At 71.7% G+C, this 14,907-nt stretch carries 13 protein-coding genes; 7 read left to right on the forward strand and 6 right to left on the reverse strand.

Going from position 1 to position 14,907, the window contains the following annotated elements; all coding sequences use genetic code 11:
* Positions 1-52: 52 nt before the first annotated feature.
* Positions 53-1,192, reverse strand: coding sequence for a helix-turn-helix transcriptional regulator (locus H288_RS0127920; RefSeq protein ID WP_020095872.1), 1,140 nt, complete (start codon positions 1,190-1,192; stop codon positions 53-55).
* Positions 1,193-1,346: 154 nt separating this feature from the next.
* The gene (locus H288_RS0127925) at positions 1,347-3,215 is read right to left on the reverse strand and encodes a di-heme-cytochrome C peroxidase (protein ID WP_020095873.1); all 1,869 of its coding nucleotides are present in this window, start codon (positions 3,213-3,215) and stop codon (positions 1,347-1,349) included.
* Between the two features lie 422 nt (positions 3,216-3,637).
* On the opposite strand from H288_RS0127925, the gene H288_RS0127930 reads away from it, so the two are divergent.
* Positions 3,638-6,460: a hypothetical protein gene (locus tag H288_RS0127930; RefSeq protein ID WP_020095874.1), complete on the forward strand. Its 2,823-nt coding sequence runs from the start codon at positions 3,638-3,640 to the stop codon at positions 6,458-6,460.
* 819 nt (positions 6,461-7,279) lie between these two features.
* Here the strand turns inward: H288_RS0127930 and H288_RS32950 are convergent.
* Entirely contained in the window at positions 7,280-7,498 is a 219-nt protein-coding gene (locus H288_RS32950) for a hypothetical protein (protein ID WP_020095876.1), read from the reverse strand.
* Between the two features lie 261 nt (positions 7,499-7,759).
* Here H288_RS32950 and H288_RS0127940 point away from each other — a divergent pair, with 261 nt between their 5' ends.
* Entirely contained in the window at positions 7,760-8,425 is a 666-nt protein-coding gene (locus H288_RS0127940) for a phosphatase PAP2 family protein (protein ID WP_234083264.1), read from the forward strand.
* A gap of 14 nt (positions 8,426-8,439) precedes the next feature.
* On the opposite strand, the gene H288_RS0127945 is transcribed toward H288_RS0127940, so the two are convergent.
* On the reverse strand, positions 8,440-8,601 hold the full coding sequence (locus tag H288_RS0127945) for a DUF1127 domain-containing protein (protein ID WP_244435356.1): 162 nt from the start codon (positions 8,599-8,601) through the stop codon (positions 8,440-8,442).
* 384 nt (positions 8,602-8,985) lie between these two features.
* On the opposite strand from H288_RS0127945, the gene H288_RS0127950 reads away from it, so the two are divergent.
* From H288_RS0127950 to H288_RS0127970, 5 genes are read left to right on the forward strand one after another with little or no spacing between them, the layout of a single operon-like run.
* Positions 8,986-9,483, forward strand: a complete 498-nt coding sequence (locus H288_RS0127950) for a MarR family transcriptional regulator (RefSeq protein WP_020095879.1) — start codon at positions 8,986-8,988, stop codon at positions 9,481-9,483.
* A complete protein-coding gene (locus H288_RS0127955; protein ID WP_020095880.1) occupies positions 9,480-11,522 on the forward strand; it encodes an FUSC family protein in 2,043 nt (680 codons plus the stop codon). The genes H288_RS0127950 and H288_RS0127955 overlap by 4 nt, the downstream gene beginning before the upstream one ends.
* Positions 11,519-11,728 (forward strand): DUF1656 domain-containing protein, encoded by a 210-nt coding sequence (locus H288_RS0127960; protein ID WP_020095881.1) that lies wholly within the window; start codon positions 11,519-11,521, stop codon positions 11,726-11,728. Before H288_RS0127955 ends, H288_RS0127960 begins: the two co-directional genes overlap by 4 nt.
* Positions 11,729-11,785: 57 nt before the next feature.
* Positions 11,786-12,733, forward strand: coding sequence for an HlyD family secretion protein (locus H288_RS0127965; RefSeq protein ID WP_020095882.1), 948 nt, complete (start codon positions 11,786-11,788; stop codon positions 12,731-12,733).
* Between the two features lie 52 nt (positions 12,734-12,785).
* Positions 12,786-13,673 carry a VOC family protein gene (locus H288_RS0127970; RefSeq protein WP_020095883.1) on the forward strand — a complete coding sequence of 296 codons (888 nt, stop codon included), beginning with the start codon at positions 12,786-12,788 and terminating at the stop codon, positions 13,671-13,673.
* 248 nt (positions 13,674-13,921) lie between these two features.
* Here the strand turns inward: H288_RS0127970 and H288_RS0127975 are convergent, their stop codons facing one another.
* Positions 13,922-14,371, reverse strand: coding sequence for a DUF6691 family protein (locus tag H288_RS0127975; protein WP_020095884.1), 450 nt, complete (start codon positions 14,369-14,371; stop codon positions 13,922-13,924).
* 3 nt (positions 14,372-14,374) lie between these two features.
* The gene (locus H288_RS0127980) at positions 14,375-14,800 is read right to left on the reverse strand and encodes a YeeE/YedE family protein (RefSeq protein WP_020095885.1); all 426 of its coding nucleotides are present in this window, start codon (positions 14,798-14,800) and stop codon (positions 14,375-14,377) included.
* Positions 14,801-14,907 lie beyond the last annotated feature (107 nt).

The raw sequence follows: 14,907 nt of genomic DNA on the forward strand, positions 1-14,907 counted from the left end.
CTCCTGTGGCGTTCGCGGAGCGGCGCGGGCCGTCCGGCCCGACGCCCGGTGGTCAGTTGAGCGAGACGTCCAGCCCCTCGCGCAGGCGCGCCACGAGCTCGCCCTGCCGGTGCGTCTCGGTCTTGGCGAACAGGGCGCGCAGCTGGGTGCGGGCGGTCGAGATCGCGATGCCGCGGTCCTGGGCGTGGTCGTCGAGGGACCGTCCCGAAGCGACCGCGTTGGCGAGGATCGACTCGGCGACGGTCAGCCCGAACAGCTTCTGCAGCCGCGCGGCGTTGCTCCCCTGGACCTTCGGGGTCCCGGTCCGGATCACGATCGCCAGCTCGGCCCGCACCTTCGACCCGGTGCCGGCCGGCCGCTTCGACAGCGGGTGCAGCGACACCCGGTAGGGCATGCCGCTCTCGCCGCAGGTCACGGTGATGTGGTCGGCCTGCGTGATCGCGACGTCGCCGCTCGCGGCCGCGAGCGCCTCGCCGGCCGCGCGGGCGATCCGCCGCCCGGTCTGGCTGTCCTTGAGGACGAGGCTGCCCTTCACGAAGGACAGGCCGGTCCGGGACCGCGCCAGCGCCTCGGCGGCGCGGTTGGCGTGCGCGACGCGCAGGTCGGAATCCGTGAGGATCACGGCGGCGTCGAGCAGGTCCAGGGCGGAGGCGAGATCGGACGTGCGCTCGGAGGCCTGCCGCATCAATGCGTACAGCTCGAAGGCCCGGCGCAGGTGCGGGACGAGCATCGCCAGGCGCCGGACCTCGTCGGACCGGAAGGGGCCGCCCTCCTCGCCCCGCATCGCCGCGAGCGTCGCCATGACGTCGGCTTCCTTGGCGAAGTAGGTGACGAGGCTGTGCTCGATCTCGAAGGGCTGGACGACCTCCTTGAACAGGGCCGACTCGCGGAACTGCACCGCGTCGACCCCCTCCTCGGCGCGGATGACCTTGCCCTGGTTCGACAGGATGTAGGGGAGGCGCGGATCCTCGGTGGCGTGCCGGTAGAGGAACTCGCGGTACCGCGACCGCTCGAAGCCGGACACCGCCCAGAGCGGCTTGCGGTTCCCGTCGAGGCTGAACACGGCGAGCTGGCCGACCCGGCCGCCGACGAAATCGGTCAGATCCTCCAGGAGCGCCGACCACTCCTCCGGCTGGCCGACGCGGTCGTAGATCGACCCCACCAGAACCGAATACGCCTCGAGATCCTGCATGGCCACGCTCCGCGCTGAGTGCGAGTCTTGAGTGTTGTCAGATCTCCAGCCATCCGGTCGGACCGACAGGTGCCGAAATCGGTTGTTCCATTACGGATGCAATCGAACGACAAATCAATACTGATAAGATAGAAATCGAAACCGCGGAGCTCGCCTACAGGGTTCGCAGATACTCCAGGAGCTGCCGGCGCTGCGCGTCGTCGAGCTGCTCGGTCCCGTAGGTCGGCCCCTCGTGGCCGGTATTGGCATTGCCCGGCAGCGCGGTGTCGAACAGGAACGGCCCGAGATCGGACCGGAACCCGATCCGGTCCTCGTCCAGCTCCCGGCTCCCGACCCGGAACGTCCTGGATCGCCGGCTGGACGGCAGCAGGAGTTCGTACAGGTTCGGCACCGAGCCGTTGTGCAGGTACGGGCCCGTCGCCCAGATGCCGTTGAGCGGCCGTGCCTTGTAGACCATGAGGTCGCGGTCTCTCCGCGCACCGACGAACGCGGCGACGAGGCCCTTGCCGCCGGCGGTCGAGACGTCGTCGAGCATCGCGTTGCGGGCCTCGAGGGCGGCGGTGCCGCGCTTGAGCAGCCGGTCGAGGATGACGGTCTGGTCCGCCCCGACGCCCGCTGGGTCCGGTCCACGGTCGAGGGGCGCCAGGATCGCGCCGGCGACGAGCGTGGCCACGAGTTCGAGGCTGCTCGTCTCGGCGGCCAGCGGCGGCGTCGTCGCGAGGAACGGCATCCGGATCCCTTCGAGGATCCCGGTCCGCGCGCGCCGGGACACGGCGTTCGTCGCCATCTTCGGGTCGGTCCCGATCTCCGCCAGCGGCGTCAGGGTCACCGTCAGCGTGCGGTTCGCGCCGGTCGGGGCGATCGCGTGGCAGGACAGGCAGTACCGGTCGTAGTGGACCTTGCCGGCCGCGGCGTCCCGGGCCTGCGCCTCGGTGCGCGGCGCGATCCGGTCGGGCCAGGCCGGCGCCGTGAGGGCGCCCAGCTGGTTCTCGATCCGCAGGAGGTTGACCCGGTCCGCCGAGGTCTCGAACCAGAGCGGCGGCAGGGTCGGCTCCCGGATGTCGGTGCGGGCGAAGACCCCCAGCACCTCGCCGACATTCCGGCCCAGGCGCTCGACGGCGAGCCCGTTCGCGGCCGAGCCGTTCCACTGCACCCGGTCGTGCCACGACGTATCCCACAGGAACGGATAGCTGACGGGCGCGTCGGGCGGGGCGATGTTGTGCGGGTCGCGCAGATCGATGCCCGTCGCCCGGTTGAAGATCATGCCGAACGCGTCGAGGCGTGCCGGCCCCCAGGGCACCGCGGTCCGGCTCGACGCGACGTAACGGGAGAAGTCCTCGGCCAGCCGCGTCAGGCTGGCCCGCAGGCGGCGGCGGTCGGGCTCGGACGGGCCCGTCCCCGGCGCCGACAGTTCCGTCGGGATGACGCGGCGGGCGAAGCGCTCGAAGCGCGCCGGGTCGTCGCGCGTCCGCGCGAGGGCGCGGCCGAGTTCCTCGATGAAGGCGAACATGTCGGCATCGGCCGGGCCGCCGTCGATCAGGATCGACCGACCGCGCAGGTCGACCCGGTTCACGTGGCAGGCGGCGCAGGTCAGGCCGATCCACTCGCCGCGATCGTCGACGTCCTTCACGAACCCGATGGGGAGCCCGCTGCGGTCCGATCCGCGCGTCCCGTCGTACGGGTTCGGCAGGTAGCCGAAGCGCGCGAGCCCGTCCGCGACGAAGAGCGTGTCGTCGTCCGGGCGCTCCAGGGACATGAACCAGGCATACGGCATGATCTGCGAGCCCTGGCTCGCCCGGTAGAACCACGCGCGCTCCTGCGGCGTCCAGGATTGCTCGAGAAAGTGCGGGGTGCCGTCCGGCCTGTCGCTCGGCCCGTCTGCCGGCCCGTCACCCGGCCCGTCTGTCGGTCCTCGGTCGGCGGCGCGCGATCCGGCCTGCGCCGGGAGCAGGATCGCCGCGGTGAGCGCGACGACGCGGGCGGCGTGGCGGGCAGTCTGGCGGGCGGCCTGGGAGCGGGTCACGATCGCACCTGGGACATGGCGGGAACCCTGCCTTCGCGAAGCGTCTCGCCGATTTCAATAAACGCCGATCCCCGTGCGCGCGTCATTCGAATGGATGATGTTCGAATACAGTTTTTCTGTGAGGGTCGGCGCGCCGGTAGTTTCGAGCTTCGGTGGTGCGGCGCCCCTGCTCGGCCGCAATGCTGATTCGGGCAACCTGTTCTCCCGACCGTTGTTCTCGATGTCGTTTATATAGCGGTTACTGATCCCGTAAAATTTTATCGTCACTTGTTTCGACATCGGGCGGGGAGATGTTCGAGAGGTCACCGATCAGGACGGCCGGGGCACGGTCGCTGTCGTGCCCCGGCGGCTGAACCGCACAGTCCGGCACGGTCCGGCACAGCGCGGGCGATAGCGGGCGATAGCGGGCGATAGGAGGAGCGATGAGCGCCAGTGTCGCGGACATCCAGGCGGATGCCTCTCCCCACCATCTGCCCGCCCTGACGACGGGCCGGGACGCGTGGTTCCTCGACACCGAGCAGGCGCTCGCGGAGGAGATGGATCATTTCTGCGGGCCGCCGGAGCCCGGCGATCGCGCGCCCTGGCAGGCGCGGGCCGACCAGGCCCGGCTCGCCGCCCTGTGCCTGTCCGGCGGCGGGATCCGCAGCGCCACCTTCTGCCTCGGCGCACTGCAGGCCCTGGCCAGCCGGCGGATGCTCGGCGAGTTCCACTACCTGTCGACGGTATCGGGGGGCGGTTTCGCCGGCGGCTGGTTGCAGACGTTCATCCGTCAGTGCGGCAGCATCGCCGAGGCCGAGCGCCAGCTCGGCGGCTCGGGCAACGAGATCTTCGCCAAGCTGCGGCGCTACACGAACTACCTGACCCCGGAGGTCGGGATCCTGTCGCGCGACACCTGGGCCGGCATCGTTCTCTACATCCGGAACACGATCCTCAACTGGTTGATCATCTTCCCGCTGCTGCTGTTCGTCCCCCTCGCGCTGCTCGCCTACCGGACGGCGCTCGAGGCTGCGAGCGGCAGCACGCTGTGGCTGCCCCTGGTGCTCGGCAGCGCGGCGCTGTTCGTCGCGACGTTCAGCGCCTGCACCCTCCTGCCGAGCCATCGGCCGCGGACGGGCGGCGTCACGGCGTACGCGTCCCCGGCGCGGATCGCGGCCTGCATCATCGCGCCGACCTGCGTCTGGGCCCTCGCGCTGCCGTTCACGCTCCGCGCGCTGTTCGAGCAGCCGCTGCCGGTCTCGGGCCTCTCCCTGTGCCGCCTGGGCCTCGCCTACTTCGCCGTGCAGGTCGCGGCCTATCTCAGCGGCCTGATCTGGCAGACCTCGAAGGGCCATCCGGGCCTCTGGCTGTACGAGCGGAATCTCGGTCCCTGGCTCGCCAGCAGCCTCGTCTCGGCCGGGCTGATCTGCGTCTGCGCCGACGCGTCCATCGGCTGGCTGGTCGGTGGCTCCGCTGCCGGCTTCGACGCCGCGAAGGCCGAGGTCTCTCAGATCCTGACGGTCGCGGCCCCGCCGGCGCTGATCGTCATCCACCTTCTCCAGAGCGTCATCTTCATCGGGTTCCGGAAGAGCGCCGAGTGCGCCGACCTCGACCGCGAGTGGGTCGCGCGGGTCGACGGCCAGTTCCTGCTGGCCGCGATGGGCTGGACAGGCCTGTGCCTGTGCTGCCTCGTCCTGTCCGCCGACGCCCTCGGCCGCCAGGACGCGCAGATCCCCGCCCTGTTCGGCGCGCTCGGCGCCCTCGCCACCGGCCCGGCCGCCGCCTTCCTGGGCAAGCAGGTCTTCGTCCGCGCGCAGTCCCTGGCCGCCAAGGGACGCATGGACGACCTCGTGATGATCGGCCTCAGCGCGATGGCGGCGGTCTTCGGGATCAGCCTGTTCGCCCTGATGGGCTGGTGCCTCGGCCGCTTCCTCGGCCAGGCGCACGATTGGTGGGGCAACTGCCTGCTGCCGCGCCGGGCGCTCGGCGGCGCGGACACCGGCGCGGATGCCGGCTCCGTCTGCGGCATCAACCCCTACGGCATGATCGTGATCCTGGACGTCGCGGTGGCGGCAATCCTGGCCGGGGCCGTCTGGCTGTTCGGCCGCGTCAACGTCAACCGCTTCTCCATGCACGGCGTCTACCGCAACCGCCTGACCCGGGGCTTCCTCGGCTCGGCGCGGACGCGGCGCGACGCCGATCCGTTCACGGACTTCGACGAGGAGGACAGCCCACGCATCGCCGATCTCGGGACCGAGAAGCGGCTCCTGCCCGTCGTCAACATGACGCTCAATCTGACGGATCTCCTCCACACCGAGTGGGCGGAGCGGAAGGCCGCCTCGTTCACCGCGACACCCTTCGCCTGCGGCTCGGCGATCCTCGACCGCGCCGACAGGGCGCGCGACCGGCCCGGCACCGTCGGCCCGCGCGGGGCCTACATCCGCACGTCGCAATATGCCGGGATGGAGACTCCGGGCGACCGTGTCAGCGCGGGCCGAGGGCCGCTGCTGGGCGGTCTGCTGACGATCTCCGGGGCGGCGGTCAGCCCGAACTGGGGCTATCACTCGTCGCGCCTGATCGCGTTCCTGATGACCCTGTTCAACGTCCGGCTCGGCGCCTGGCTGCCCAACCCCGCGGTGGCGCGCCGGGACGACCTCAAGCTCGCGAAGCCGAGGAACTCCGTGCTCGCGCTCCTGAGCGAGCTCGGCGGCCGCAGCACCGATGTCCGGCAGGCGATCTACCTCTCGGATGGCGGCCATTTCGACAATCTCGGCGTCTACGAGATGCTGCGGCGGCGCTGCGCGCGGATCGTGGTGATCGACGCGGGCCAGGACGAACGCTGCACGTTCTTCGACCTCGGCAACGTGATCCGGAAGGCCGAGGTGGACGGGCTGGCGAAGGTCCAGATGGGCGAGATGCGCATTCTCCCCCGCGCGACGATCGAGCGCGAGGGCAAGCGTGCCGGTGCGCTGGGCTACGCGCGGGGTACGATCGCGTATCCGGGGGGCCGCGACGCGGCCTCGCTGATCTACATCAAGCCGAGCTTCCTCGACGACATCCCCGCCGAAGTCCGCGCCTACGGCGCCACCAGCCCGGCCTTCCCGCACGAGAGCACGGCCAACCAGTGGTTCTCGGAGAGCCAGTTCGAGAGCTATCGCGCCCTGGGCTACTACCAGGTCAGCAAGATGTTCGGCTCGCAGCTCACGACCTTGTCGGACTGGTCCGTGTATCTCGACAGCGAGATCGGGCGCCGGACCGCGGATTCCTAGCGCGGGCGACGCCGGACGCGCGCACCTCCCGATCACGGTCGCTCGGCCGAACGCTGCGGCCGCGCGGACGCGCAGGTCCGGGACGACCGGCGCCGGGGTGGGGTGTCCGTCGCGCCGGCCGCGCCCCGGCGGCGGCGCGTCGTAGCAGAGCGGAAGATCAGTTCCTTCCGGGGCGGCCAAAGCGCAGGAAAGCCGATGCCGATCCGGCCGCGCTCAGGATCTCGGCACGTCGTTCAAGGCATCGCGGCTCGACCAGAGCGCCCCCTGTCCGCGGCATCCCGAGCGCCGCCCGGCCGGCGGGGCAGGGAAGTCCTTCGAACCCGCGCGCGGTCTGTGTCGAGCCGGCCACCGTCTGCCACGAGACCGAGCGGCCGAAGCTGATCGGGGCCGGGATTATTTCGTGCGCAAGCCAGATCGGTGAAGCGAGGGACGTGGAAACTCTATTGCGCGGCCCGATCAGGGCATCGATTGAGAAATCTACGTAAACTTGCGCGCTGCAGAGGCGCGGAATCGATCAAATGATGGATGCGTTAATTGAAAGTAGCTGCTAGGACACGTCGTGATGTCGTGCGGAGGAGCGGATGCGCTACCGGGCCGTAAGTGTCTTGGATGTGTCGGCGATGGCTTCGGAAGAGAACCCGACGGACGAGACCCTCATGCTCCGCGAGCACATCCGCCGTATCCTGCGCAAGCTCTCCCGCGCGCGGGCCGAGCTTCAGTACAGCTGAACGGCGCGGGGCATGCCGGCATCGGTGCGGAACGCCGCGCCCGCACCGTCGCGATGCGCGGCGTCGCGCGCCGGTCCGAGCCTCCGCGGTCTCACGAGGTGACGTCGGTGTCGTGGCGGCTCGGCGCGGGTTCGACGTCGCGACAGGACGGGGTGTAGGCGCACCAGCCGCACTGCCCGAGGTCGGCAGCCCGGGGCGCGTTCCACTGCGAGCACAGAGGGCAGACCTTCAGCACCAGCTTGGCGCCGTGCGCGAAGGCCAGACCGCGGCCGCGGAACGTGACTCTACCCTGGGGGAGATCAGTGGACATCGTCGCCCTGACTGTAACACAGGTTAGTCACTGGAACCTGTCCAATCTGTCCGATTCCGTCAACTCCGGGCCGGCCTGACGGGTATTCGGGGCCGAGCCGCATGTCCGATTCCGCCGGTCCTGACTGAGATCCTGGCTCAGATCCTGGCCGATCCTCTCCATCCGCCGGGCCCGAGTTCAGGCGATCACGGCCTCTCCCGTCCGGACCGTGAGTTCGCCGACGCGGCGCGCGTCCCTGATCGGGCGCGGGTGCGGTGGCGGGTGCCGTTCGCGGAGGCCGCATCGAACGAACGCCCGTCGGGCGCGTTTATGGCCATGCTTGCGCGATCCCCGAACAGCCCGTCCGACGTCAGAGCACGCGACACCGCCAACCGATTCGAGGCGGCCGACGTCGCCCTCGGCGTCGGGCTGGCACGCGCGAAAGACCACCCCGTCGTTCGAACGGTGGGGACGGCGAGCGAGATCGGGAGCTGGCAGTCCCTGCTCTCGCTGTCTGCCGGCACCCTCGTCCTGGGGCTCATGGTGCGCGATCGCCGGATGGCAGAAGCGGGGCGGCACATGCTGCAAGCCGGTCTCCTGGCCGGTGTCGTCAAGACGAGCTTGAAGCGGGCGGTGCATCGGACGCGCCCGAACGTCCTGATGGACGAGGGGGTCTACGTGCGGGGATGGCCGGGAACGGGCATCGGTCCGTGGCAATCCTTCCCCTCGGGTCATTCCGCCCTGAGCACCGCCGTCGCGTGCGCCGCCGCGCGCGCCTATCCGGAGATCAGGGGACCGTCCTACGCCGCCGCGGCCGGCGTCGTCACGGCGCAGGTTCTCCGCGGGGCGCACTTCCCCGCCGACGTGCTGGCGGGTGCCGTCATCGGCATCGCCGCGGAGTTCGCCGTCGACCGCCTGACACGCGACCGGCGCAGGTCGCCGCGCTGACGGCGCCGGGATCCTCAGGCCGCGCCTCTCCGCACGGACCGCGCCGAGGCGATGCGCTTCACGTCACAGCCGACGAGATCGAGATCCGCGAGGTCGCGCTCGCTGAACGACGCGAGTTCGCTCCGCGCGCGACGGCAGTCGAGCCATCGCCTGATGAGGGAGAACGGAGCCGTCATCTGATCCTCCTGGCCTGCGGAGACTGACATGCCCTGTGCGCCGCTCCGCGACCGTGACGAAGGTCACGGTCGCCCGGGCGCCTGGCCCGCCGCATGGGCGGGAAGGTGGGAGCCCCCCGGCCGCACACGCCGCGTTGCCGGGACGTCCCAGGCGGAGACGGCGCCGGCGTCGGCTCATCGGCCGCGAGGGGCGCATCGCCGAGGCCGGCGTCGCGTTCCTCGCGGACCGGGCTTCCGGCCTCGAAGATCCGCGGGATGGACCACCGCGCGTTGTGGCCCGCCGGCGCGCGCCCTTGAACAGCGCCGCGCCAATCGATAGGTTACTATCAATATCGGTGCGGGGCCGCCCGATGCGCGTCACCACGATCCGCCGGGAGGCTTGAGATGGCAGCCAAGACCCTACGGCAGCTCCGTCTGGCCTACACCCACACGCTGCTGCTCTCCGGACGGCAGTGGCGGCGCCTGGCCAACGCGGCGACCGAGGCCCACGGCATCTCGGAGGCCAAGGCCCTGCCGCTGGTGCTGATCGCCCGCATGGGCGGCGAGCCGCGCCAGACCACCCTGGCGGACGCGATCGGCATCGAGGGGCCGTCGCTGGTGCGGCTCCTGGATCAACTGGAGAAGGCGGACCTCGTCGCGCGCCGGGAGGACCCCACCGACCGCCGCGCGAAGGTGCTGACCCTGACGCCCGCGGGACAGGCGGTCGTCGCGCGGATCGAGGCGGATCTCGAGCGCCTCAGGGAGACGGTGTTCGCGACCGTGAGCGCCGCGGACCTGGAGGCCGGCCTGCGGGTGTTCCAGGCCCTGCAGGATCATCTCCGCGGCGAGGCCGGGCTCGACGGGGCGGAGGCCGGGGCGCGTCGCGGCGAGGCCGCGGAATGACGCTCCCCGGCTGGCGCGACTGGGCCTTCGCGCTCAAGACCTTCGGTGCCGGCATGCTGGCCCTGTTCCTGGCGTTCTGGATCGATCTGCCGAACCCCTACTGGGCGCTCGGCACCGTCTACATCACCAGCCAGGTACTGGCCGGCGCCACCCGCTCCAAGGCGCTCTACCGGGTGCTCGGCACCCTGCTCGGGGCCGTGGTCACGGTCGCCCTCGTGCCGAACCTCGTGAACGCGCCGGAACTCCTGACGCTCGCCATCGCGACCTGGGTCGCGACGTGCCTGTACTTCTCCCTCCTCGACCGCACCCCGCGCAGCTACCTGATGATGCTCGGCGGCTACACGGCGGCGCTGATCGGCTTCCCGGCCGTGGGCGATCCCGGGACGATGTTCGATGTCGCGGTGGCCCGGGCCGAGGAGATCACCCTCGGCATCCTCTGCGCCAGCCTCGTGAACACGATCGTGCTGCCGCAATCGGTGGCGCCGGTGATCTCCGGCCGGCTCGACCTCTGGCTGCGCGACGCGCGGGGCTGGGTCATCGACGTCCTCGGCCGCACCCGCGCGACGACGGACACGCAGGCCACCCGGCTGAAGCTGGCCTCGGACGCGGTCGCGTTCGATGCCCTGGCGACGCCGCTGCGCTACGACATGACCGGCGCGGAACGCTCGGCGGATGCCATGGCGACCCTGCGCCAGCACATGCTGATGTTCCTGCCCATCGCCTCGGCGGTCTCGGACCGCATCGAGACGCTGGAGCGGGCGAGCGCGCTGCCGCAGCGCCTGCGCACCCTCCTCGACGCCATGGCCGCCTGGCTCGCCTCCGGAACCACCGAACAGGCCGAGGCCGACCGCCTGAAGGCCGACGCGGACGCCCTCGAACCCGGGCTCGGGGAGCGGCCGTCCTGGGACGCCCTCGTACTGGCGAGCCTCCTGGCGCGGCTGCGCGACTTCATCGACCTGCGCCAGGACGCGCGGATCCTGCAGCGGCACATCGCGGACGGGACGCCGGTCACCGAGGACCTGACCTTCCGGTACACCGCGGCGGCGCGCACGATCCGCCACCGCGACCACGGCATGGCGCTGCTGTCGGCCCTGGGCGTGTTCCTGACCATCCTGGTCACCTGCGCGATCTGGATCGCGACCGGATGGCCGCACGGCTCGGCGGCCCCGATGATGGCCGCGGTCGGCTGCTGCTTCTTCGCCGCCCAGGACGATCCCGCCCCGTTCATCGTCAGCTTCGCCAACTCGGCCATCGTCGGCGCCCTGGGGGCGGGCGCCTACCTGTTCGCGGTCCTGCCGCTGGCCACCACCTTCGAGATGCTGGCCCTGGCGCTGGCCCCGGCCCTCCTGGCCTGCGGGGTGTTCATGGCCCAGCCGAGGACCGCGCCCCTGGCGATGGGCGCGGCGGTCAACGGCTCGGCCATGATCGCCCTCCAGGGCAGCTACACGGGGGACTTCGCGGCCTTCACCAACGCCTCCGTCGCGGTCATCGTCGGCATGTGGGTCGCGGCCATCGTCACGCGCCTCGTCCGCTCGGTCGGCGCCGGCTGGTCGGCGCGGCGCCTGCGGGCCGTCAACCGCCGCAGCCTCGCCCGCGCCGCCGGGCGCCAGGGCGCGCAGAACGGTCTCGAACTCGCCGCGCTGATGCTCGATCGGGTCGGCCTGATCGCGCCGCGGCTGGCCGCCCTGCCGTCCGACGACGCGGAATGGACCGCCGACCTCCTCGCCGAGGTCCGGGTCGGCATCAACGTCGTGGAACTGCGGCGCGACCGGCGGCAGCTCTCGGAGCCGGCCCGGGCGGCGGTCGAGGCACTCCTCGTCGCGCTGTCGCGGCACTTCGCGGCCGAGCCGGGGAAGCCCGCCCCCGGCCTGCTCGAGGCCGTCGACGGGGCCCTCGACGCCGTCTCCCGCGACGTGCGGCGGGCGGCCGGCCGGGCCGCGCTGATGGGTCTCGTCGGCGTCCGGCGCGGCCTGTTCCCGGACGCGCCGCCCTACCGGTCGACGCTGCCCACCACCACGCATCCGGAGCTCGCGGCATGACGGGTGAAGTCGACCTGTACGGCGTGTTCGTGCCGAGCCTCGCGGCCTGGATGCTGATCGCCTTCGCCCTGAGCCTGCTCGTGCGGCGGGTGCTGGCCCGGACCGGGTTCTACCGCATGGTCTGGCACCGGCCCTTGTTCGACCTCGCCCTCTACGTCGTGCTCCTCGGCCTCGTCGTCTCGGTCGCGGTCCCTCTCACCTCCTGACCGGCGGGCTCGTCCGGCCGCCCGGTCTCGCCCTGCCCACACCTTCCGGATCCCTCCATGCCCCGGCTTCTCGCCCTCTCGTTCCGCCTCCTCGTCACCCTCGGGACGGTCGCCGCCGCGATCGTCGTCGGGCTGGCGCTGTGGGACTACTACATGGAGGCGCCGTGGACCCGCGACGGGCGCGTGCGCGCCGACGTGGTGCAGGTGGCCCCCGACGTCTCCGGCCTCGTCACCGAGGTGCTGGTGGCGGACAACCAGGTGGTGAAGCGGGGCGACGTGCTGTTCCGCATCGATCCCGAGCGCTTCGATCTCGCCCTGCGCCAGGCGGAGGCGGTGGTCGAGGGCAAGCAGGCGACCGCCGAGCGGGCCGCCGCCGACTACGTCCGCTATCAGAAGCTCAGCGACGCCGCCGCGTCCCAGCAGAGGGTCGAGGCCGCCCGGGCGACCGACCTGGAGGCCAGGGCGGCGTACGGGCAGGCGGTGGCCGACCGTGACCTCGCCAAGCTCAACCTCGAACGCTCCGCGGTGAAGGCCGCGGTCAACGGGCGCATCACCAACATGGAGCTGCGTCCCGGCACCTACGTGTCCACCGGACGGGGCGTGATGGCGCTCATCGACAGCGACACGCTGCGCGTCGAGGGCTATTTCGAGGAGACGAAGCTCCCGCGCATCCATGTCGGCGACAAGGCCAGCGTCCGCCTGATGGGCGAGACGTCGACGCTGAACGGCCGCGTGGAGAGCTTCGCGGGCGGCATCGAGGATCGCGAGCGCACGGCGGGCTCGAACCTGCTGGCCAGCGTCAACCCGACCTTCGCCTGGGTCCGGCTGGCCCAGCGCATCCCGGTGCGGATCAAGCTGGACGACGTTCCCGACGAGACCCGCCTGGTCGCGGGCCGCACGGCGACGGTCGCGGTCGCGTCCGAGGGCGGGACCCCGCATTTCAGCCTGTTCGGATCCTGGCGCGGGGCGCCGGAGCCCGCCGCCCGGGAGACGAGAAGCCGCTGAGGACCGGCCGGCGATCCCACCTGCCGGACGGACAGAGATCGGGAGACGAACCATGGCGACACCCGCTTCGAGCCGGCCCCAGGCCGGGCCGGACCGCGTCCTGGCCGAGGCGCCGTACCGGATCGGTGCGGTGACCCTGGCCGTGCGCGACCTCGACGCGCTCACGCGGTTCTACCGGGACATCATCGGGCTCGGCATCCTCTCGGAGACCGAGAGTGCCGTGCATCTCGGGACGGGCGACGCGACGCGCCTCGTCCTGCGCCGTGACCCGAACGCGCGGTCACGGGACCCGCGCGAGGCCGGCCTGTTCCACACGGCGTTCCTGCTGCCCGACCGAAGCGACCTCGGTGCCTGGCTCCTGCACGCGGAGAGGCACGGCATCGCGCTCACGGGCGGCGCCGACCACCTCGTGAGCGAGGCCGTCTACCTCGACGATCCGGAAGGCAACGGCATCGAGATCTACGTCGATCGCCCGGCATCGGCGTGGCCGCGTGCGTCGGACGGTTCGGTCGTGATGCGCAACGAACGGCTCGATCAGGCCGGGATCGTCGGTGCCGCGACGCGTCCCTGGTCGGCGATGCCGGCCGCCGCCTGCGTCGGGCACGTCCATCTCCAGGTGGGCGACCTCGGAGCGGCAGAGCGCTTCTACGCGAACCTGCTCGGCTTCGACGTGATGTGCCGCTATCCGGGAGCCCTGTTCCTCGGCTCCGGCGGCTACCACCATCAGCTGGCCGGCAACGTCTGGAACAGCCGCGGTGCGGCCGTCAGATCCGAGGGGCGGACGGGCCTCGCCGAGGTGGTGCTGCTGGTCGATCGACCGACCCTGGCATCGACGGGAGACCGTCTGCGCGAGGCCGACGCGCCCCTCGGCGCGGACGACGGCGCGCTCGTTGTCCGCGATCCCTGGGGCATGGCTCTGCGGCTCCAGCCCACCGACTGACAGCGCCGCCGACGCTCCGTCGGGCGCGATGCGCGGAGCGCGAGACCCGAAGGCTGGAGCCGCATCGCCGTCGCGGCCGCCACCACCGGAGCGATGCCGGATTCCGGACCCGAGCCGTGCCCGCCGCGCCCGCAGAGCGTCGCCTTGGGGCTGTCGGACCGCGAGCGCAGGGCGACGCCGGCACGCGGACGACATGGCGGGAGCGTCCGATCCCGACGCAGCGAACCCGCTTGCCCGAGCGGTGCGCTTCAGGCGCCGGCTCCCGGCACGGCCTTCGGCTTCGGACGCACCGGCGGCACGAGGCGGAACAGCAGCATGCCGGCGACCATCGCCGCCACGAAGGTCAGGGCCTCGGCCGGGGCCACCGTCAGGATGGTGAGGGCGGGGCCGGGGCAGAGGCCGACCAGGCCCCAGCCGAGGCCGAAGATCGCGGCTCCGGCGATGAGATGCAGGTCGAGGTCGCGCCGGGTCGGGACATCGAACCTGGGCGCGAGCACCGGCCGGCCGCGCCGCAGCGCCAGGCGGTAACCGGCGGCCGAGACCGCGACGGCACCCGCCATGACGAGGGCGAGGCTCGGGTCCCAGCGGCCCGTCACGTCGAGGAAGGCGCGCACCTTGGCCGGGTCGGCCATGCCCGAGACGAGGAGGCCGAGGCCGAACAGGAGGCCGACGGCGAGGGCGGAGACGGTCTTGGCCATGGCTCAGGCTCCGACGAGACGCCGCGCGACGAGGACGGTGAGGATCGCGACGGTCATGAACGTGCCGGTGGCGGCCAGCGAGCGGGGCGAGCCGCGGCCTATGCCGCAGACGCCGTGGCCGCTGGTGCAGCCGGATCCGAGGCGCGCGCCGAAGCCGACCAGCAGGCCCGCGACGACGAGGAGCGGGAACGACGCCCCGATCGTCACCGGCGGCAGGTCGCCCCCGAGACCCCTGTAAGCGACCGGCGCCAGGACGAGGCCCGCCACGAAGGCGGCCCGCCAAGCGGTCCCGCGCGCGGGCGGGACCAGGAGCCTGCCGAGGATGCCGCTGATGCCGGCGACGCGCCCGGTGAGGAGGAGGAGGAGCGACGCGGATGCGCCGATCATCGCTCCGCCGATAAGGGCGCTGACTGCGGTGAAGTCATCCATCTCGATCTGCCCACAGCTCCGGTCCAGGCGAGGCCCGGCTCGGCGGCGGAGAACGCTGTCCCGCGCGATAACATTAGACGGCTCTTATTTAGTGCACCCTAATGTTC

Origin of the sequence: Methylobacterium sp. 285MFTsu5.1 (assembly GCF_000383455.1) — a bacterium.
In the GTDB taxonomy this organism is placed as follows: domain Bacteria; phylum Pseudomonadota; class Alphaproteobacteria; order Rhizobiales; family Beijerinckiaceae; genus Methylobacterium.

Bases quoted from the DNA above. Each gene is read 5' to 3' on its own strand.
- H288_RS32950 (WP_020095876.1), bottom strand. From the start codon at position 7,498: ATGTCCACTGATCTCCCCCAGGGTAGAGTCACGTTCCGCGGCCGCGGT.
- H288_RS0127945 (WP_244435356.1), bottom strand. From the start codon at position 8,601: ATGACGGCTCCGTTCTCCCTCATCAGGCGATGGCTCGACTGCCGTCGC.
- H288_RS0127960 (WP_020095881.1), top strand. From the start codon at position 11,519: ATGACGGGTGAAGTCGACCTGTACGGCGTGTTCGTGCCGAGCCTCGCG.
- H288_RS0127980 (WP_020095885.1), bottom strand. From the start codon at position 14,800: ATGGATGACTTCACCGCAGTCAGCGCCCTTATCGGCGGAGCGATGATC.
- H288_RS0127965 (WP_020095882.1), top strand. From the start codon at position 11,786: ATGCCCCGGCTTCTCGCCCTCTCGTTCCGCCTCCTCGTCACCCTCGGG.
- H288_RS0127975 (WP_020095884.1), bottom strand. From the start codon at position 14,371: ATGGCCAAGACCGTCTCCGCCCTCGCCGTCGGCCTCCTGTTCGGCCTC.
- H288_RS0127955 (WP_020095880.1), top strand. From the start codon at position 9,480: ATGACGCTCCCCGGCTGGCGCGACTGGGCCTTCGCGCTCAAGACCTTC.
- H288_RS0127930 (WP_020095874.1), top strand. From the start codon at position 3,638: ATGAGCGCCAGTGTCGCGGACATCCAGGCGGATGCCTCTCCCCACCAT.
- H288_RS0127950 (WP_020095879.1), top strand. From the start codon at position 8,986: ATGGCAGCCAAGACCCTACGGCAGCTCCGTCTGGCCTACACCCACACG.
- H288_RS0127970 (WP_020095883.1), top strand. From the start codon at position 12,786: ATGGCGACACCCGCTTCGAGCCGGCCCCAGGCCGGGCCGGACCGCGTC.
- H288_RS0127920 (WP_020095872.1), bottom strand. From the start codon at position 1,192: ATGCAGGATCTCGAGGCGTATTCGGTTCTGGTGGGGTCGATCTACGAC.